The 18,372-nt window shown below is 44.5% G+C and carries 17 protein-coding genes; 2 read left to right on the top strand and 15 right to left on the bottom strand.

Translation table 11 applies throughout. The features are described 5' to 3' along the window. Window positions 1-41: 41 nt before the first annotated feature. From V1358_RS11690 to queA, 7 genes are all read right to left on the bottom strand, one after another. Window positions 42-1,829: a GGDEF domain-containing protein gene (locus tag V1358_RS11690; RefSeq protein ID WP_347393639.1), complete on the bottom strand. Its 1,788-nt coding sequence runs from the start codon at window positions 1,827-1,829 to the stop codon at window positions 42-44. A gap of 70 nt (window positions 1,830-1,899) precedes the next feature. Next, on the bottom strand, window positions 1,900-2,415 hold the full coding sequence (locus tag V1358_RS11685) for a hypothetical protein (RefSeq protein WP_347393638.1): 516 nt from the start codon (window positions 2,413-2,415) through the stop codon (window positions 1,900-1,902). Between the two features lie 127 nt (window positions 2,416-2,542). After that, window positions 2,543-3,487 carry a protein translocase subunit SecF gene (gene secF / locus V1358_RS11680; protein WP_347393637.1) on the bottom strand — a complete coding sequence of 315 codons (945 nt, stop codon included), beginning with the start codon at window positions 3,485-3,487 and terminating at the stop codon, window positions 2,543-2,545. Between the two features lie 12 nt (window positions 3,488-3,499). Continuing rightward, complete coding sequence (secD, locus tag V1358_RS11675) at window positions 3,500-5,359, bottom strand: protein translocase subunit SecD (RefSeq protein WP_347391676.1); 1,860 nt, start codon at window positions 5,357-5,359, stop codon at window positions 3,500-3,502. A 13-nt stretch (window positions 5,360-5,372) separates the two neighbouring features. After that, window positions 5,373-5,711, bottom strand: a complete 339-nt coding sequence (gene yajC / locus V1358_RS11670) for a preprotein translocase subunit YajC (RefSeq protein WP_347391677.1) — start codon at window positions 5,709-5,711, stop codon at window positions 5,373-5,375. Between the two features lie 79 nt (window positions 5,712-5,790). Next, complete coding sequence (gene tgt / locus V1358_RS11665; RefSeq protein WP_347391678.1) at window positions 5,791-6,915, bottom strand: tRNA guanosine(34) transglycosylase Tgt; 1,125 nt, start codon at window positions 6,913-6,915, stop codon at window positions 5,791-5,793. Between the two features lie 227 nt (window positions 6,916-7,142). Further along, window positions 7,143-8,183 (bottom strand): tRNA preQ1(34) S-adenosylmethionine ribosyltransferase-isomerase QueA, encoded by a 1,041-nt coding sequence (queA, locus tag V1358_RS11660; RefSeq protein ID WP_347391679.1) that lies wholly within the window; start codon window positions 8,181-8,183, stop codon window positions 7,143-7,145. A 139-nt stretch (window positions 8,184-8,322) separates the two neighbouring features. On the opposite strand from queA, the gene V1358_RS11655 reads away from it, so the two are divergent. Both V1358_RS11655 and V1358_RS11650 read left to right on the top strand, forming a co-directional pair. Further along, window positions 8,323-10,824: a two-component system response regulator gene (locus V1358_RS11655; RefSeq protein ID WP_347393636.1), complete on the top strand. Its 2,502-nt coding sequence runs from the start codon at window positions 8,323-8,325 to the stop codon at window positions 10,822-10,824. Between the two features lie 245 nt (window positions 10,825-11,069). Beyond that, a complete protein-coding gene (locus V1358_RS11650) occupies window positions 11,070-11,273 on the top strand; it encodes a hypothetical protein (protein WP_347393635.1) in 204 nt (67 codons plus the stop codon). A gap of 43 nt (window positions 11,274-11,316) precedes the next feature. Here the strand turns inward: V1358_RS11650 and V1358_RS11645 are convergent, their stop codons facing one another. From V1358_RS11645 to pstB, 8 genes are all read right to left on the bottom strand, one after another. Then, window positions 11,317-12,201, bottom strand: coding sequence for a hypothetical protein (locus V1358_RS11645; protein ID WP_347393634.1), 885 nt, complete (start codon window positions 12,199-12,201; stop codon window positions 11,317-11,319). Continuing rightward, window positions 12,198-12,803 carry a hypothetical protein gene (locus V1358_RS11640; RefSeq protein ID WP_347393633.1) on the bottom strand — a complete coding sequence of 202 codons (606 nt, stop codon included), beginning with the start codon at window positions 12,801-12,803 and terminating at the stop codon, window positions 12,198-12,200. The genes V1358_RS11645 and V1358_RS11640 overlap by 4 nt, the downstream gene beginning before the upstream one ends. Beyond that, window positions 12,796-13,338 carry an RNA polymerase sigma factor gene (locus V1358_RS11635; RefSeq protein ID WP_347393632.1) on the bottom strand — a complete coding sequence of 181 codons (543 nt, stop codon included), beginning with the start codon at window positions 13,336-13,338 and terminating at the stop codon, window positions 12,796-12,798. Before V1358_RS11635 ends, V1358_RS11640 begins: the two co-directional genes overlap by 8 nt. A gap of 139 nt (window positions 13,339-13,477) precedes the next feature. Beyond that, window positions 13,478-14,392, bottom strand: a complete 915-nt coding sequence (locus V1358_RS11630; RefSeq protein ID WP_347391129.1) for a hydrogen peroxide-inducible genes activator — start codon at window positions 14,390-14,392, stop codon at window positions 13,478-13,480. Between the two features lie 100 nt (window positions 14,393-14,492). Continuing rightward, entirely contained in the window at window positions 14,493-15,761 is a 1,269-nt protein-coding gene (locus V1358_RS11625; RefSeq protein WP_347391130.1) for an inorganic phosphate transporter, read from the bottom strand. 72 nt (window positions 15,762-15,833) lie between these two features. Continuing rightward, window positions 15,834-16,511 (bottom strand): TIGR00153 family protein, encoded by a 678-nt coding sequence (locus V1358_RS11620; protein ID WP_347391131.1) that lies wholly within the window; start codon window positions 16,509-16,511, stop codon window positions 15,834-15,836. A gap of 269 nt (window positions 16,512-16,780) precedes the next feature. Next, complete coding sequence (phoU, locus tag V1358_RS11615; RefSeq protein WP_347391132.1) at window positions 16,781-17,482, bottom strand: phosphate signaling complex protein PhoU; 702 nt, start codon at window positions 17,480-17,482, stop codon at window positions 16,781-16,783. 47 nt (window positions 17,483-17,529) lie between these two features. Further along, the gene (pstB, locus tag V1358_RS11610) at window positions 17,530-18,354 is read right to left on the bottom strand and encodes a phosphate ABC transporter ATP-binding protein PstB (RefSeq protein ID WP_347391133.1); all 825 of its coding nucleotides are present in this window, start codon (window positions 18,352-18,354) and stop codon (window positions 17,530-17,532) included. Between the last annotated feature and the right edge of the window lie 18 nt (window positions 18,355-18,372).

Here is an 18,372-nt window from a genome sequence, read left to right as displayed (position 1 = left end):
AAATAAGCAACTAACAAAATGCTAGGTGCATTGGCAGTCTATTATGCCTGATATTGATCCAAACGATATAAAGGCGCCGCAGGCTGGGTGCGCTGACACTCAAATACATAGCTACCCGTTCGCGACTTAGCTTCTTTTTTGGCATCAGCTGCCAAAGCTGCAATTTGATGGGCATTTTGGCAATGAGCTACGTCTGGACTGACTAAGCCGATGGCAATAGAAAGCAAAGGGGTAAAACACGCCCTCCCCTGCCTATCATGACTCCAGTAGCCTTTCGCTTTGATATGCTCAGCGTTGAAGTAATCACACACGAGAAGGTCAAATGCTTTGGCCACTTCCTGACAAATAGGTAAGGCATTATCATCATCAAATATCACCATGAAATCATCGCCGCCAATATGCCCTATAAAGCAATTCGAAGCATGGCATTGTTCGCGCAATAGTTCAGCGACAAGCTTAATGATGGCATCACCTTTAGCGTAACCGTACAAGTCATTGAATGGCTTGAAATGATTCAAGTCAAAATACGCAAGGGTAAAAGGAAGTTGGTTATATATCCGCTGTTCAATCGCATCATTGATAGCAATGTTACCAGGCAGCATAGTCAATGGATTGGCATGTTGCGCATTTCTTACTTTTTCTTCAGTCATGTGTTTGAGAATATGCTTAAGTGGCACCACGCCCATGTAGAGATTGTCTCTTGTCACTATAATATCGCGACGAATATCCACATCACTATCAGAAATTTGCTGGCTAACACTGTCTAACTTTTCATTTTCATCGACAATGAATGGCTGGCAGTCCATCACAGCCCCAATCGCCTTCTTATCGAATAAGGCGTGGCCGTAATGGGAAGCAAAAACTTCAGTTAATTGCTCCTTATACAGCATCCCAACTGGTTTATTGTCATCATCAACAGCAACCACAGATACTTGAGCTTTATCTTTCTCAAAAATCTTGTGAGCCTCTTTACAGGTAATTCGATGACTCACTGCCAACTGAGATGTGGCCAACCATCCGATAGACATAGATAAGTCTTGCTCGGACTCAAGCACCCTAGTGATAATTTTGTCTTCGAATGGATGCGAATTAAACTGTAAACTAGGTTGAGCACTAGGCTTTTCTAAGAAAAAACCCTGCACATTATTAATGCCTAATTGTGACAACAACAGGAGCTCTTCGGGGCGCTCAATTCCTTCTGCGATCACGCGTGTGTTGGTTGCCTTCGCAAGTTCGGATATAGATTTTAAAAACTCGCGCTTAACCACACTACAGTCACATGCATCAATGAAATAACGGTCTATTTTTACAATGTCAGGTTGAATTTCTGACCACTGCTTTAACCCCGAGTAGCCCGCCCCTAAATCGTCAATGGCGATTGAGAAACCGAGCTCACGGTAATGTTCAACGGCACTGAGCAGTAAATTAGTATCATCAACCTTATCCTGCTCAGTAAGCTCAATCACCACTTGGTGTGCACCTAAGCCATATTTTTTTAATAAGCTAAGAGTTTGTCCTTTAGGATGATCCGGATCGAGTAAGGTATTCGGGCTGACGTTTAAAAACAATTTACCACTGAGATTAAGCAACGCGAAGGTTTTTATAGCCGTCTCGCGGCATAACAATTCCAACTCAGACAGTTTGTTGGCGGCCATCGCACAACTAAAGAGGGATGATGGGGAGCTAAGCGCACTATCTTGGGGGCCTCTGCTAAGCGCTTCGTAACCGAGGATCTGTTGCCTATCAATAGCGAAAATAGGTTGGAATACCGTTGTAATCGTTCCACGCTGCAATATCTGCGTCAATTCATCTGCCAATTGGGCGTTCACTCGCTTACCACACTAAAAGCACAAACAACAACGTACGATAACAGTGAAATATGACAATAAAATGAAGTGGTTACTTTTCCCGCAATGATGGGTACAGCAACGATAAGTGCTCTTGAAGTTCTCTTAATTGCAGCGCAATTTCAGCATAATTGACTGTTTTTGGCTCTAGCAATAAAGCCGCCATATAAGAAGGATGAGTAGCAAGTTCTTTTATGTGATAGCACAAAGGATCGTCAAATTCCGGCAGCATTCCTTCATCAAGGAACTTATGTTTAATTTCATGGCTCGGCATACCTGAGAATTGCGTAGCCGTTGCAATCACAGGTGCTAGATAACTTTCACATTGGCTAAATACTGCATTGTTCGTTGATAATAGGACCAACGAAAGTGCAGCTAAATGCTCACTGTCGCCATTAAGCGATTTATACGCATTTCCAAGTTGCACCTTCATCATCATACTGTGCAGCTGTTGCTGGTAGCTCTGCGCAACAAACAAAGGCGAATCTGAGCTTGTCTCGCCATCAGCTGGTGCCTTGCCACACGCCACGAGCAGCAATAATAGAGGAAACATAAAATAGCGTTTCACACATTCATCCTTCATTCTAATACCAACCAGCTTAATTAAGCGAGTTGGTATAAGGTCGCTTACTCAAAAAATTAGCACAAAAAAATGCCGCTCAATGCGAGCGGCATTTCATCTTTGTGTACAAAAATTAAGGCATTGCGTCTAAGTCAGCGCCTTCTTTTTCTACTTCAACCGGGATCAAGTCTTCTTTACTCACCCCTAGGGCAACAGCTACTGAGCTTGCTACATATACCGATGAGTAAGTACCGATGAACACACCGAACAACAACGCAGTTGCGAAACCATGAATAGTTTGGCCACCCCACACAAACAAGGCAATCAATACCAAAATAGTGGTGATTGAAGTAACCAAGGTGCGGTTCAATGTTTGCGTTAGTGAAATATCAATGATTTCTAATGTGTCGTCTGTGCGTACTTTACGGAAGTTTTCACGAATACGGTCAGATACAACAATGGTGTCGTTGAGAGAGTAACCGATAACCGCCAATATGGCCGCCAAAATGGTTAAGTCAAACTCAAGCCCCAGCAAAGAGAACAGACCCATTGTCAGCACAACATCGTGGAATAACGCGAATACCGCCCCCAGAGCAAAACGCCATTCAAAGCGCAGTGCCACATAGAGCAAGATACAAATAAGCGCGGTAAGCATAGCGAGGCCACCTTGCTCTTTAAGATCTTCACCCACGCTTGGGCCAACAAATTCGATGCGACGCATTTGGGCATCTGCATCTGCTTGTTTAAGTGCGGTCATCACTTGGTTGCCGATAACTTCAGCTTTCACACCTTCACCTTGAGGTGGCAGGCGCACAAGTACGTCTTTACTGGAACCGAACAACTGCACTGAAGCCTCTGCAAAGCCATTTTCAGCAAGTACTTTACGTACATTGCTTAGCTCTGCTGGTTGTGAGAAACCAACTTCAACGGCTGTACCGCCAGTAAAATCCAGACCAAAGTTAAGACCTTTTACGAAAAACGACGCAACAGAAGCGAGGATTAGCAAAATGGAGAACCCCATTGCTAATTTGCGTGCTTTCATAAATGGCAAAGTGCCTTTTACTTTCAATAATTGCATGCTTGATTGCTCCTAGATCGACAGCTTTTCGATGCGTTTACCGCCAACGATTAAGTTGATCACTGCACGTGTACCAACAATCGCCGTAAACATCGATGTCAAAATACCAATCGCAAGTGTTACTGCGAAGCCTGCAATTGGACCTGTGCCCACTGCAAACAAGATAATCGCCGCGATAAGCGTGGTGATATTGGCATCAAAAATAGTGCTAAATGCACTGTCGTAACCGAAATGAATTGCTTGTTGAGGACTACGGCCATCGGCAAGCTCTTCACGAATACGCTCGAAAATCAAAACGTTAGCATCAACTGCCATACCGACAGTCAATACGATACCAGCAATACCAGGTAGCGTTAGTGCCGCGCCAGGGATCATCGACATTACGCCCACGATCATCACAAGGTTTGCTGCAAGCGCCAAGTTGGCAACTAGACCAAAGCCTTTGTAATAAAGCAGCATAAATGCCAGTACGAAAGCAAAGCCAAGTACCACCGCGGTCATACCCGCTTCGATATTTTCCTGACCTAAGCTTGGACCAACCGTACGCTCTTCAACGATTTGAATCGGTGCAACAAGCGCACCAGCACGTAATAATAGGCTCAGATTGTGAGCTTCCGCTGGGCTATCAAGACCGGTAATACGGAAACTACGATTGAGGCGAGCCTGAATCGTTGCCACGTTAATTACTTCTTCTACTTTTATAGGAGGCAGCGCTTTACCGTTTGCATCAACCTTACCGGATGGCTTGTACTCAATGAATACCGTTGCCATCGGTTTGCCGATAGCACGCTTGGTAAACGCATCCATCTTAGCACCACCTTTGGAGTCCAGTGAGATGTTTACTTGTGGGCGTTGGTATTCATCCATGCTCGACTGAGCACCGGTGATATGGCTACCTTCAAGAATAACGCGCTTTTTCAATACCACAGGACGTCCTGAGCGGTCGTTGATCACCTCAGAACCCGGTGGTACACGGCCTTGCATAGCCAAACCAGGATCCGCATCTTGATCAACTTCACGGAATTCCAGCGTTGCCGTAGCACCTAGAATCTCTTTCGCACGTGCAGTGTCTTGTACACCTGGCAATTGCACAATGATGCGCTCTGCGCCTTGGCGCTGGACGTTCGGCTCGGCAACACCGATTTGGTTAATACGGTTACGAATGATGGTTTCGTTTTGTTTGATAGCGTAGTCGCGTAGTTCTTTGATACGCAGTTCACTCATTGCAACGACGAAGCCTTCTTCGTTGTTACCATCATCGTTGAACAAATAGTTAGGGTAACGGCCTTGCAGGAATTTCTCAGCTGCCGCTTTATCTTCCTCGCTACGCATCACTACTTGCACAGAGTCACTGCCCGCAACGCGTCGGATCGTACGATAACGCAACTTTTCTTCACGTAAATCTGAGCGGAAATCTTGTTCCATCTGATTGAGTGCATTGTCCATTGCGGTCACCATGTCCACTTCCATGGTGAAATGCACACCACCACTTAAGTCAAGACCCAGCTTCATCGGGTTACCACCCAGCGCTTTTAACCATTGCGGTTGAGCAGGCGCCATATTGATAGCGGAAATGTAGTCTTCACTTAAATTGTCGCGCAGAATATCCTGTGCTTTTAGTTGTTCTTCTACGTTCTTAAAGCGAACTAGGATTTGCCCGTCTTCGAGCTTGCTCGATTTCGATTCAATTTTATTTTCTGTAAGGATGGTATTTACAGTATCAAGAGCGCTTAAGTCTGCGTCTGCACCTTTGGCACCTGTTACCTGAATAGCAGGGTCTCGGCCATAGATGTTAGGGGTGGCGTAAAGCACCCCTACCGCTAGCACTAAAAGCACGAGTAAATACTTCCATAAAGGATACTTATTTAACACGTATCTTTCCTTTTTATAGTGACTTCATTGTGCCTTTTGGAAGCACTGCAGAAATTGACGCTTTCTGTACCGTCACTTCAGCTTGGTCGTTAAGTGCGATCATCACGAAGTCTTTGTCTTCAGACACCTTAGTGATTTTACCAATCAGACCGCCTTGGGTAAGTACTTCGTCGCCTTTGGCTAACGCGCTCATTAGGCTTTTATGCTCTTTTACGCGCTTTGCCTGTGGGCGGTAGATAAGGAAGTAAAATACTAGGCCGAAAATTGCCAACATAATTAGCATTTCATAACCACCACCAGCTGGTGCTGCACCGGCTGTGCTCGCATGAGCGTTTGAAATAAATAAACTCATCAGGTTTTCCCCTTCACTAAGTAACTAATAATTTTAATGTTTTAATTTACACGCAAGCCCGCACATGGCGGGCTAGCAGTTATTCTGTTTCTGCAAGTTCTGGAACAGGCATATTACGGCGAGCATAAAAGTCTGCTACAAAAGCGTCAAGCTCTCCGGCAGCAATCGCCTCACGAAGACCTTCCATCAAACGCTGGTAATAGCGTAAGTTGTGGATGGTATTCAATCGCGCACCGAGAATTTCATTACACTTATCGAGATGATGAAGGTAAGCACGCGAGAAATTTGTACATGTATGGCAATCACACTCGCTATCCAGCGGTGAAGTATCTGTTTTATGCACCGCATTGCGGATTTTCACCACGCCATTGGTAATAAACAAATGACCATTTCGAGCATTTCGTGTGGGCATTACGCAGTCGAACATATCAATACCACGGCGCACTGCTTCAACGATATCTTCCGGCTTACCAACCCCCATTAGATAACGTGGTTTTTGCTCTGGCATTTTATAAGCGCAGTGATCTAGGATGTTGATCATGTCTTCTTTTGGTTCACCAACAGACAAACCACCCAAGGCATACCCATCAAAACCGATTTCTTCTAAGCCAGCTTGCGATTGTGCTCGCAATTCAGGATACATGCCACCTTGGATGATACCGAATAGCGCTGATGGATTATCGCCATGACCTTCTTTTGAACGTTTCGCCCAACGTAGCGATAGTTCCATTGAATCTTTTGCTTCTTTTTCCGTTGCCGGATAAGGCGTACATTCATCGAAAATCATCACGATATCTGAACCCAAGTCGCGCTGTACTTGCATCGCTTTTTCTGGGCTTAGCATGATCTTTTCACCGTTAACCGGTGAGCTGAACATCACGCCTTCTTCAGTAATTTTGCGCATTGCGCCTAGGCTGAATACTTGGAAACCGCCGGAATCAGTCAGAATAGGTTTATCCCACCCCATGAAATCATGCAAATCACCGTGTTGCTTAATGATTTCTGTGCCCGGACGCAGCATAAGGTGGAAAGTGTTACCCAAACAAATATGCGCACCCGTGCCTTTCAATTCTTCTGGAGTCATGCCCTTAACAGTACCGTATGTACCTACAGGCATAAATGCAGGTGTTTCAACAACACCACGCTCAAATATTAAGCGGCCGCGGCGAGCTTTGCCGTCGGTTGTATCTAGTTCAAACTTCATGTGATCCTCAATCGGTCGGAAAAACAGTCCAACTCTTCAAAACTGTTGCGCTTGAGTACGCAATTTAACCGCCCGATTCTACCTTTTTTGCGCAAGCAATACTATGAATTGGGGCGAATCGAACAAATAAAAGGGTAAATCTAAGAAGACAGAACATTTATCCATTTATCCCCCTTATAAACACAAAAGCCGCCCAAAACAGGCGGCTTTTTTATTAATCCATCAACTTACTCAGTATCTTTTTTCAACAAGAACATGGCATCTCCGTAGCTAAAGAAACGATAGCGCTCGGCTATAGCCTCATGATATGCATCCATGATGTGCTTTTGACCTGAAAATGCGCTGACCAACATGATTAATGTTGATTCTGGTAAGTGGAAGTTCGTTATCATGGCATCGACCACGTTGAACTTGTAGCCTGGGTAGATAAAGATATCGGTGTCGCCAAAGTAGCTTTTCAATGTACCGCCACCAATTTTTGCCGCTGACTCGAGCGAGCGCACTGAGGTTGTGCCGACAGCGATTACTCGACCACCACGCGCTTTAGCGGCTTCAACCGCAGCAACCACATCATCTGGTACTTCAATGTATTCTGAATGCATATGGTGGTCTTCAACACTGTCCACACGCACAGGCTGGAAGGTACCCGCACCAACGTGCAAAGTAACGAATGCCATATCGACATTTTTGTCTTTTAAGCGTTGCATCAAGGTTTCATCGAAGTGCAAACCCGCAGTTGGTGCAGCCACTGCGCCCGGCTTTTCACCGTACACAGTCTGATAACGCTGTTTATCTTCGTCATTGTCAGGACGGTCGATATACGGAGGTAATGGCATGTGGCCTATTTCTTCGAGTGTTTCTAACACCGAAGCATCACCTTGGAGTACCAATTCAAACAATTCACCATGACGACCCACCATTTCCATCTCGGCCTTGCCTTCGAGAATCAGCATGGTGCCCGGCTTAGGTGATTTACTCGAACGCACATGCGCCAGTACACGCTTGTTATCCAGCACACGCTCAACCAACACTTCAACTTTACCACCTGATGCTTTTTGTCCATGCATACGTGCAGGAATCACCTTGGTGTTATTGAAAATCAACAGGTCACCGGGCTCGATAAAATCGATGATGTCTTTAAAGATATGATGTGACGTTTCACCCGTATTCCCGTCAACTTTTAAAAGACGGCTTTCACTTCGCTCTTTTTGAGGGAAGCGGGCTATTAATTCTTCTGGCAAATCGAAACTAAAATCGGCCACTCGCATATCAGGCTCTCCGGGTGCTTAAAATCGCGCCAAGTCTAGTGATTACCTAGTATGAAATCAAGCGCCTAAACTTGTCTGTCCCTTCAATTCACTATAACCTACAGTTCTAAAAACAAATTCAGAACTTCAGGTAGTAAATATGGCAATGCCGCTGAGTTTAATGATAGTCAACGCCAGTGCTGCTGAGCGCGCCTTAATAAAGCGCACACTAGGACGCTTGGAGATATTTGACGTCATTGAGCTAAGTGATTCACAACAAGCACTTAGCATACTCAAAGAGCGCGCGGTCAATCTTGTGATAACCGGTTTGGATGTCGGCCAAATTGATGGCTGGCGCTTTTCTCGCATGATCCGCTCGGGCTTACTGAAAACGCCAAAACACACACCTATAGTTCTCACACCACCATTTTACTGTGAGCGTATTGCTGAAACCACTGCACGCAGTTACGGCATAGACGCCGTTGTGCCAATTGAACGCCAAGATCTACTGCCGCAAATTTTAGCTAATGTACTGTCTACTCAGCTCGAAAAATCCAGTCGCTTAAGTTTGCTATTGCTTGAAGCGGATAATGAAAAAGCGCAACAAATGAGCAATGCATTAGCTTTGAATTTTGCGGTGCAAATTTGTCATAGCGCCACTGAAGCACTGAGCACTTACTTACAAGGGCACTTTGCCATTGTCTTACTCGATGCCAGTATTGCTAATGCAGACAGCGCGAATACGCTCGTACAAAACATCTTGTCGCATAATGCCAGCCAGGCAATAGTGACTATTATTGATAGCCAAGATGCTGATTATGCGGAGCAATTGTTACTGAGCGGCGTAACTGACTTCATTCGTCGACCTTACGACGATGCCTTGCTTATGAAAGTGTGCGATCACGCCGCGCGCCGTGAAGACTTTATTGCCAGCTACAGCGAATTTGAAAAGAAAGTGGCGCAGTTAAGCCAGAGCCAATCCAAATACAAAGAGCTGTACTCAGCCCACCAACGTATTTTGATGCACCTCAATACGGTGGTCATGGAGCTCGATGGTCAGGGCAAAATACGCTTTATCAATCCAGCGTGGGAGAGCAATACGGGGTTTCGCCTAAAGCAAAGTATTGGAAAGTCTTTGCTTGATTATTGCTTTGAGGATCACAAGCAAAAACTGACCGCAACCTTGCAGGCAATTAGTGAAACGCAGGCCAAACGCAAAAAAATCGAACTGCAATTGTGGACCAAAGAAAAGCAATTAGTGTGGTTTGAATGCCGATTACAGCATGTCAGCGATACCGCTCATGGAGATATTATTACCGTCTCTATCGACAATATCGAAGAGCGTAAACAGGCTGAACTCAAACTTCAGCATTTGGCACTTCATGACACCTTAACGGGTTTGTACAACCGCTATTGCTTCGACTCGCAACTCAGTTCTTTATGCAATGGTACGCAAGGCCAAGACGAGCATGCGCTTATCTATATCGACCTCGATCATTTTAAAATCATTAACGACAGTAAGGGTCACCAAGAAGGCGACACCGTACTCAAGGAAGTCGCCGAGTTATTCTTGCAACACATCGACGAGCAACACATGATTTTTAGGATCGGCGGAGACGAGTTTGCGATGTTGTTGCAGGACACTTCCTTACTAGACGCTCACATGACTGCTGAATCGATTTGTATGGCCATAGACAGCCACAAATTCCATTGCCAAGATCAAGTTTATTCAATTAGCTGCTCAATTGGTGTGACACAAATTTCAGTGAAGAATAAAGATGCCAGTGAGTGCCTCAAACAAGCTGATATCGCTCTGTATATTGCCAAAAGCCAAGGTCGTAACCTCGTGCATTGTTACGACGCTAGAGACTCGCAAAGTAACGCCATGCAATCAGGGTTGGAGTGGGGCCATAGTGTGCGCTCTGCGTTGCAGCAAAATCACATTGAGCTGCATTATCAGGCGGTATGGGATATCAAACGCTCACGTATTGCCTACTATGAGGCTCTGCTGCGCTTAAAGATTAATAATGAACTTATTTACCCAAATCACTTTATCCCAGCTTTGGAAATGCTCAATGACAGTTACTTGATGGACCAATGTGTGGTCCGCCAATCTATCGATGATTTGAGTAAACATCCTGAAATACAGCGCATTGCAATAAACCTGTCGGCACAATCACTGTTGGACGATCGTTTACTGCCGCATATCAAAGACATGCTGCAATCGTATCAGGTTGACCCAAAACGAGTCATTTTCGAAATCACAGAAAGTGCGAGTGTTGGTAATTTGGAAGCGACGCGTGAAATGATTCTGGCGCTAAACGAACTGGGTTGTGACTTTTCCATCGATGATTTCGGCACTGGCTTTAGCACCTTCGACTACTTAAAGCGCCTACCTGCACAACATGTGAAAATTGATGGTTCATTCGTGCGCGACATGCAACGTGACCCCATTGACTATGCACTGGTGAAAGCCATTAATGACATCGCTAAATCGCTGTCAAAAGGCTCCGTCGCTGAATACGTTGAAAATAAAGAAATTTATAACCTACTCAAAGAGATAGGTGTTGATTATGCGCAGGGTCATTACATCGCCAAACCGGCACCGTTACACGCCTTAGAAAATAATCAAAAAATAATTGCCGCAAAAACATCAGACTAACCATTACCTCGCGCTTTTTTCGGCGTGAGGTCCTACAGCCTAATTTCAGTTGTCTATAATTGGTATTTCTTGGTGCGCTAAGAAAAACACCGAAGGTAATCGGTAATACTAATAATGACCCACAAAGGAATGTACGTAGCCAGAAATGGTGAGGACGCCGAATCGCTAGGAACACTTAGCGGGGAGGTAAACAGTATATCTGCGGGCTGACATGTTTTACATGCCCCAGAGTAAAGGATACAGGTATGATTTTTTTAGTAACTCTGCTTCTGTGCGTAAATGTTTATATTGCTTATCAATGCTATGTCCATGCAAGACGAAAAGGCTATCCCGAACGACTCTATTTAGGCTTGGGGTTAGTGCCCTACTTTAACCTAGTGGTATGGGTCTACTTACTCTTTCTCCCCAACATGGAGAAATACAGAGTCGGCACAAAAACCCCTCTCTAGATTGGTATCTAGAGAGGGTAACACGACTAAGCGGGTTGGGTGCTTACAACTTGTACTGCTGAGCGTTACTAAGTAGCTTTTGATAGTCCATCTTGCCACTCACACAGCGATTAATGTCCGCCTTTTTGAACACCGCCATATGTTTGCTGCGTGACTGGCTGAACTCTATGTTCACATACTCATCGTCTTTGATGTCACGCATACCTACGCCATAATCACACAAGCTTCTTGCAACACTCGTTAGCGCTGATTCTAGCTGTGCCTGTTGCTTTTCTTGATGTTGTTCTTTTTGCTTAAGGCGCTCAGCTTTAACCTTTTTAACCAACACTTTGTTTTTGGCGCTCAGTGCGTCTTTTTGCTCTTTTACCTTCACTATTTCGCGCTCTAATTGTACTAATCGCTCAGACAACTCTTTGGTTTCATTGCTCAATTTTGTTTGCACTTCGATTTCTCGCTGTTCGCGGTTCAATTCACGCAACTTAAATGCTAACTCTCTTTGCAGCTCGGCCTGCTCTCGCATTTGCTCAGATTGTTCACGAATACCCTCAAGCGAAATGATGATCTCTTCATGTTCTCCACTTTCAATATCACCATTGATAAATTCCACATGACCATCACTCATCGTCATTGAGTCTGCTGTAATGACGACCTCTGGAGGTAGAGGAGGCAACGGAACATCTGCAATTTCAGATACGAAGACAAAGTGATTATCCAAGCGAACCCGATACAGCACTCCTTGTTGGGCAAGATAGGTGCTTGATATTTGCACAGAGTTGAGCGCTAAGTCTTGCTTAAGCGCGGTGCTCAAAATATTTTCGACAATGCTGATTTGGCGATTTACCGATTCAAATTCAGAGGTTTGCGCCGCAGTACCGACGGATAACACACTCAGCGCCATTGCGCTTGCTAAAACGTACTTTTTCATCATTTACTCTCTACATTATAAGCCGTGCTGTACGGCGGCTGCTGTTCAATTTGTTCTGCAATATCATTCAGTTGCAATCGAAGGTAAGCATTATCTTCTGCCCGCTGCGTGTTGATATAATCAACTAACGTCGATAATGCATCTTTGCGTTCACTGCGCACGATATCGACCGTTTGCGCGGCCACATCAGCCAACGCCTGTTGCTGCCATTGCGATTGCGCAAAAAGCGCGTCATTGAGTTGCTGCATTTGCTGTTGTTGCACTTCAAGAGATTGTTGCTGTTGCTTAATCTGAGCGACAAGTTGCTCGTTGGTATCCATGACTTTGACTCCTGCGAAGACCATTGCCACAGCCATCACACTAGCTGCTAACCAAGGCACAAATGTGCTTTGTGTTGGCGATGACTTAAATACTCTGTTCGCCTGCCACTGCGTTGGAACTTCTTGCTCTTGATAATCTGTTGCGCCGTGTTGCCATTGCTTTGCTTGCGCCAACATCTGCGCGAAGACAGGGTCTTGATTAAGCTCTTGCCATTGCGCCTCGGTTAATGGCTGACCTTCTAAAGCGAGTTCAAAGAGCGCTTCTAAATGCTGTTGATTAGCCATCGTTCACCTCCAATTGCGGCTTCAACCGACCTAAAGCTGCATATAAACGGGTTTTTGCTGTATTGGGAGATACATCCAATTGCTGGGCAATTTCTTCAAATGTACAGTGCTGAAAAAACTTCATTTCGACCACCACTCGTTGCTCAAACGGTAACTTCGCTAAGTGCTCAACAATTTGCTGATTTTGTTGTGCCTGCATCAAAGGACGCTCCATGTGCAAAACGTTACTGCTTGGCTCTGCTACCGAGTCGATACTTTGATGCTCTCGATGGCGACGAAAGTGCTCAGCCGCCTTGTTATAGGCAATACGAAAAAGCCAAGTGTGTAACTGGCTACGACCATCAAACTTGTTCAGCCCCTGATAGGCACTGATGAAAGTCTCTTGCATTACATCCAAGGCGTCATCAGGGTGGCGCAACAACCTGATGCATTGGTTGTACAGGCGCTTTTCATGCTGCCTGACAAGTGCCAACCACGCTTTGTTGCTTCCGCTTTGCGCTTTTCTTATTAGCCTTTCTTCTGAATTAAAAATCACGTTATTGAGCAATCTTGTTATCGTGTTATTAGGTTAGTTGTATGACGCAGATAAAAAGTTTGAAAAATTTTAGCTTAATTACAAAAAAAGCGGCCAATGCCGCTTTAGTTTAATATTTTCATACTGTTATGAAATGCGATTATTCGCTTCCTACTGTGCAACAAGTGCGTAGAAACTCACCCACTTTATCACTGAAAAGCCTGAAGTCACCTATACGACCGGTAGTTTTACGCCACACTAAGCCCACATCTCGGTGCGCATCTGAGTCAGAGCTTTTAGCAACGAGTGGCTTGGTATCCAAGATACCGGCATTGATCGCCATTTGCGGTAAAAAGGTCACGCCTAATTTGTACTCCACCATAGAAAGCAAAGTATGTAAATTTGCCGCTTCAAATGGGTTAATACAACTAGCACGTTCTAAATTACAGGCACTGAGTGCATGCCCTGTCATACAATGCTCGCGCTCCAGTAAGAACACACTATTCTCTGGAAGCGCGTTATAATCTACATGCTCATCAATGTGATAATCTTTGTGGTGGACTAGGTAGAATTTGTCTTTGGCAAGAATCTGTGTGTGGAAACGACTGGTCTCGTAAGGTAGAGCCAGTAGCGCGATGTCGATATGACCATGCTCCAACTTATCGAGCAAATTATCACTGGTATCTTCGACCAAGACTAAGTCGAGATCTTTAAACGTTGCTTTGCTAAAACAATGCAGCGGTGCCGCTACAAAACTAGCTATCGTCGGGATAATACCAATGGTGAGTGTACCACTTAGCGGATGCAAGTGACTGCGCGTAAGCTCTTTGACACTCATCGTATCATCGATAATTTTCTTGGCTTTAATCACTACTTCTTCGCCAATGGCGGTAAACATCAAGCTGCGATTTTCACGCTCAATAAGTTGTACCCCCAAGTTTTCTTCTAAGTTCTGAATGGCACTACTGAGAGTAGATTGACCTATGTAACATGCTGCCGCAGCCCGGCCAAAATGCTGGTGCTGATGCACAGCTAGAAGATACTGAAGCTGCTTAATACTGGGAAGGTTTGTCATATTAATGCCCACAAATAAAAAGACCCCAACACCTAGGGCGTTGAGATCTTTTCAAGCTAAAAGACTGTTTTAGTCGCGGTAGGCGTATGACGCCTACACTTTATACGCCAAATGCTGTTCGTAATATGTAGAAGATTACAATAGCAAGTGCAGCACCAACAGGCAACGTAATTACCCAAGAAACAACAATATTTCTAATTACGCTCATGTTCAATGCCGCGATACCGCGTGCCATACCTACACCCAATACTGCGCCAACCAGCGTTTGCGTAGTAGAGATAGGAAGACCAGTACCAGAAGCGATAACTACGGTAGAAGCAGCTGCAAGCTCAGCAGCAAAACCACGGCTTGGTGTAAGGTGAGTGATACCTTCACCAATCGTTTTGATTACTTTCTTACCTAAAACAGCAAGACCAACAACGATACCGATACCACCAAGAGGTAGGATCCACCATGCAAGCGCTGCTTTCTTAGCGATTTCACCGTTGTTTTCAACGATATTTACTACCGCTGCTAACGGACCAATTGCGTTAGCAACGTCGTTTGAACCGTGCGCGAATGCCATACAACATGCCGTTAATACCATCAATACAGCGAATACTTTTTCAACATTGTTGAATTGCATTTTCTTGTCCGCTTTCGGGTCCATCTTCATACGTTTAATGACGACTTTACCAATGATAGCAATAACTACAGCGATACCAATTGAAAGCGCGTAGCCTTCAACAGCACCAAGGTTAACACCGATGTGCTTTAAGCCTTTTTTGATAGTCACAAGTGACATAACGAAACCAGCAAGACCCATGTATAAAGGTACAAAACGCTTGGCATTTTCAAGTGGTTTATCTGTATCAAAAATCAGCTTTTGCGCGCTCATAAAGATGAGGTAAGCAATGAAACCAGAGATTGCTGGGGTAACAATCCAGCTACCAACAATACCCGCAACTTTAGTCCATTGAATCGCTTCACTGCCCACTGCTACTAATGCAAAACCAATGATTGCACCAATGATTGAGTGAGTAGTAGAAACTGGCCAACCTAGGAAAGAAGCGATTAACAGCCAAGTACCTGCAGCAAACAGAGCTGCTATCATACCTAGGACCATTAACTCAGGAATATCAGCGAATGGGGCGGCATCAATAATACCTTTACGGATCGTTGATGTTACTTCACCGCCAGCCAAATAGGCGCCAGCAAATTCGAAAATCATCGCGATGATGATCGCTTGTTTGATCGTTAGAGCTTTAGAGCCCACAGAAGTACCCATAGCATTGGCAACATCGTTTGCACCGATACCATAAGCCATGAAGAAACCTACCGCTGCGGCTACAAGCACTAACACGGTACCGTAGGACGAAATAATATCCATCAGAAAAACCTTATTGTTTTAACTTTGTGTGACTTAACACTGAGCTGCTCATTGTGTTAAATCCTGGCAATGTTAACGGGCTAGCAAGACTTCTAAACGAGCACCTACTCGTTCAGCGATATCTGCTAAATCACCCACCCATTCGATGATCTTGTATAAGAACATCACGTCAACGGGGTTCATTGTGTCTTCGATGCGACGTAATTCCTGACGCAATTTAATTTGCATGTCATCCGTGTCCTGCTCTATAGCATCTAGTTCCACTAGCATTTTTTCAACAAGTGTTACTTCACGACCACGGAAGCCAGTTTCTAACAACTCGTCTAGTTCATTGATAGCTTTTGATGCTTGTTTTGTTGCATCCACACAGCGAGATAAGTACTGCAAGAAGTCTTTTTGAATTGATTCTGGAATAACCATTTCACGACCAACAACGCGTCCAGCGATGTCTTTTGCTTTGTTAGCAATCTTATCTTGATGAGTGATCAGCTCGAGTAGATCGGTACGCTCAACAGGTAAGAACAAACCACGCGGCAGATTTAAACGAATTTCACGTTTTAAATCATCCGCTTCACGTTCTAGTGAGCGAATTTTAAGGCGTAACTCTTCCGCTTCATGCCATTGCTTTTCGAACACATGCTCGAAAAACGGGATAAGCATAGCGCTGGCTTTGTGCACCTTTTTGATATGATCTTCGATTGGTTTAATAGGTGATTTTGCAAAAACCCCTAAAAACGCATTACTAGGCATAACTGACCCTTTGAATCTTAGTTTGCAATAAAATCGTCATAAATAAGTCATAGAAACGCCCTACTATAAATCCTAGAGTCGCGACTAATTTTAAATTTAATTTCGATTTATATCGTTTATGCTTCGAGCGTAATTTTACCCCATTAATAGCCCAAACGCATGAATTTTCATGCCCAATTCACCATTGTTTTGCCAACTCCAAAACTCAGGGAAACTCAAGCATGAAAAAAGGGCAAAAGTCCTTTGTGCCCACTTAATTGATCTACTTATTAAAGGCTCTTCGCAATAGTCTCTTGAGACACGTGGCGAATATCTTTACCTTTAACGAAATAAATCACATATTCTGAAATGTTCTGGCAGCGATCGCCAATACGCTCAAGCGAACGCACTGACCAAATAAGCTCCATCACTCGAGGAATCGAGCGCGGGTCTTCCATCATATAAGTCATGATTTGGCGTGTTAGCGCTTCGTATTCACGGTCAACTTTTTCATCAGCTTTGTGCACTTCAAACGCTTTTTGCGCATCCATACGGGCAAATGCATCAAGTACATCATGCAGCATTTTAGCCACTAAGCGACCCATGTTTTCCATGTTCGCCAACAAGCCTTGCTGGTCTTTTGTGAATGAATCCAGGGCGACTTTAGCAATGCGCTCAGCTTCGTCACCGATACGCTCTAAATCTGCAATCGTCTTTGCGATAGCAACAACTAAACGTAGGTCGCTCGCTGCAGGTTGGCGCTTTGCGATAATGCGTGTGCACTCTTCGTCAATATTGACTTCCATCGCATTCACACGGTAATCGTTTTCTTTGACCTTCTTAGCCAATTCCGTATCACCTTTGGCGACAGCGTCAAGCGCACTGTTTAGTTGCTGTTCAACCAAACCACCCATGCTCAATACATGGTTACGCACATTTTCCAGCTCTTCGTTGAACTTACCAGAGATGTGCTTATTAATATTGTGTTCCATAATGCCCTTCTTAATTCTTACCCATTAATGATAGCAAGCATCACATATTAACCATAACGACCAGTAATATAGTCTTCGGTTTTCTTTTTACTTGGCGTGGTGAATAGCGTGTTGGTATCCGCATATTCAATCAACTCACCCATGTACATAAACGCAGTTTGGTCTGATACACGAGCAGCCTGTTGCATGTTGTGCGTTACAATCACAACCGTATATTTGTCTTTCAGATCGCTGATTAATTCTTCGATAACCAACGTCGAAATTGGGTCAAGTGCAGAAGTTGGTTCATCAAGAAGCAACACTTCTGGCTCAATGGCAATCGAGCGAGCGATAACTAGACGTTGCTGCTGACCACCGGAAAGGCCAAATGCGCTATCGTGAAGACGGTCTTTTACTTCGTCCCACAACGCCGCGCCACGCAGTGATTTTTCGACCACTTCGTCAAGTTTACGCTTCTCTTTAATACCTTGTAGGCGCAAACCATAAACCACATTCTCATAAATTGATTTTGGGAATGGGTTTGGACGCTGGAATACCATACCGACATTACGGCGAAGCGCTGCAACATCTACGCGCTTGTCATAGATGTTTTCACCGTGCAGCAAAATTTCGCCTTCGATACGACATGTGTCCACAAGGTCGTTCATGCGGTTGATACAACGTAAAAGCGTTGATTTACCACAACCCGATGGGCCAATGAATGCAGTTACCTGACCTTTTGGAATATCCATGCTCACATTTGTGAGAGCTTGTTTATCACCGTAGTAAAGATCGAGGTTTTTAATCTGTAAGGCAGTTTGCTCTGGCGTCAGATTTTCTAAATCCAACTTTAGCGCGTTGTCTGCGTTAACTTCTGTTGCAACTGTAATCATAACGTTTTTTACCTATCT

It is taken from the genome of Pseudoalteromonas pernae (assembly GCF_039831865.1).
GTDB classification, from domain to species: Bacteria; Pseudomonadota; Gammaproteobacteria; order Enterobacterales; family Alteromonadaceae; genus Pseudoalteromonas; species Pseudoalteromonas pernae.
The sequence above is the reverse complement of the archived record's forward strand: the minus strand, read 5'-3'. Positions and strand labels throughout refer to the sequence as shown.

Excerpts from the sequence above, each read along its gene's own strand:
- secF (WP_347393637.1), bottom strand. The coding sequence starts at position 3,487 with ATGCAATTATTGAAAGTAAAAGGCACTTTGCCATTTATGAAAGCACGC.
- yajC (WP_347391677.1), bottom strand. The coding sequence starts at position 5,711 with ATGAGTTTATTTATTTCAAACGCTCATGCGAGCACAGCCGGTGCAGCA.
- tgt (WP_347391678.1), bottom strand. The coding sequence starts at position 6,915 with ATGAAGTTTGAACTAGATACAACCGACGGCAAAGCTCGCCGCGGCCGC.
- queA (WP_347391679.1), bottom strand. The coding sequence starts at position 8,183 with ATGCGAGTGGCCGATTTTAGTTTCGATTTGCCAGAAGAATTAATAGCC.
- V1358_RS11655 (WP_347393636.1), top strand. The coding sequence starts at position 8,323 with ATGGCAATGCCGCTGAGTTTAATGATAGTCAACGCCAGTGCTGCTGAG.
- V1358_RS11650 (WP_347393635.1), top strand. The coding sequence starts at position 11,070 with ATGATTTTTTTAGTAACTCTGCTTCTGTGCGTAAATGTTTATATTGCT.
- V1358_RS11645 (WP_347393634.1), bottom strand. The coding sequence starts at position 12,201 with ATGATGAAAAAGTACGTTTTAGCAAGCGCAATGGCGCTGAGTGTGTTA.
- V1358_RS11640 (WP_347393633.1), bottom strand. The coding sequence starts at position 12,803 with ATGGCTAATCAACAGCATTTAGAAGCGCTCTTTGAACTCGCTTTAGAA.
- V1358_RS11630 (WP_347391129.1), bottom strand. The coding sequence starts at position 14,392 with ATGACAAACCTTCCCAGTATTAAGCAGCTTCAGTATCTTCTAGCTGTG.
- V1358_RS11625 (WP_347391130.1), bottom strand. The coding sequence starts at position 15,761 with ATGGATATTATTTCGTCCTACGGTACCGTGTTAGTGCTTGTAGCCGCA.
- V1358_RS11620 (WP_347391131.1), bottom strand. The coding sequence starts at position 16,511 with ATGCCTAGTAATGCGTTTTTAGGGGTTTTTGCAAAATCACCTATTAAA.
- phoU (WP_347391132.1), bottom strand. The coding sequence starts at position 17,482 with ATGGAACACAATATTAATAAGCACATCTCTGGTAAGTTCAACGAAGAG.
- pstB (WP_347391133.1), bottom strand. The coding sequence starts at position 18,354 with ATGATTACAGTTGCAACAGAAGTTAACGCAGACAACGCGCTAAAGTTG.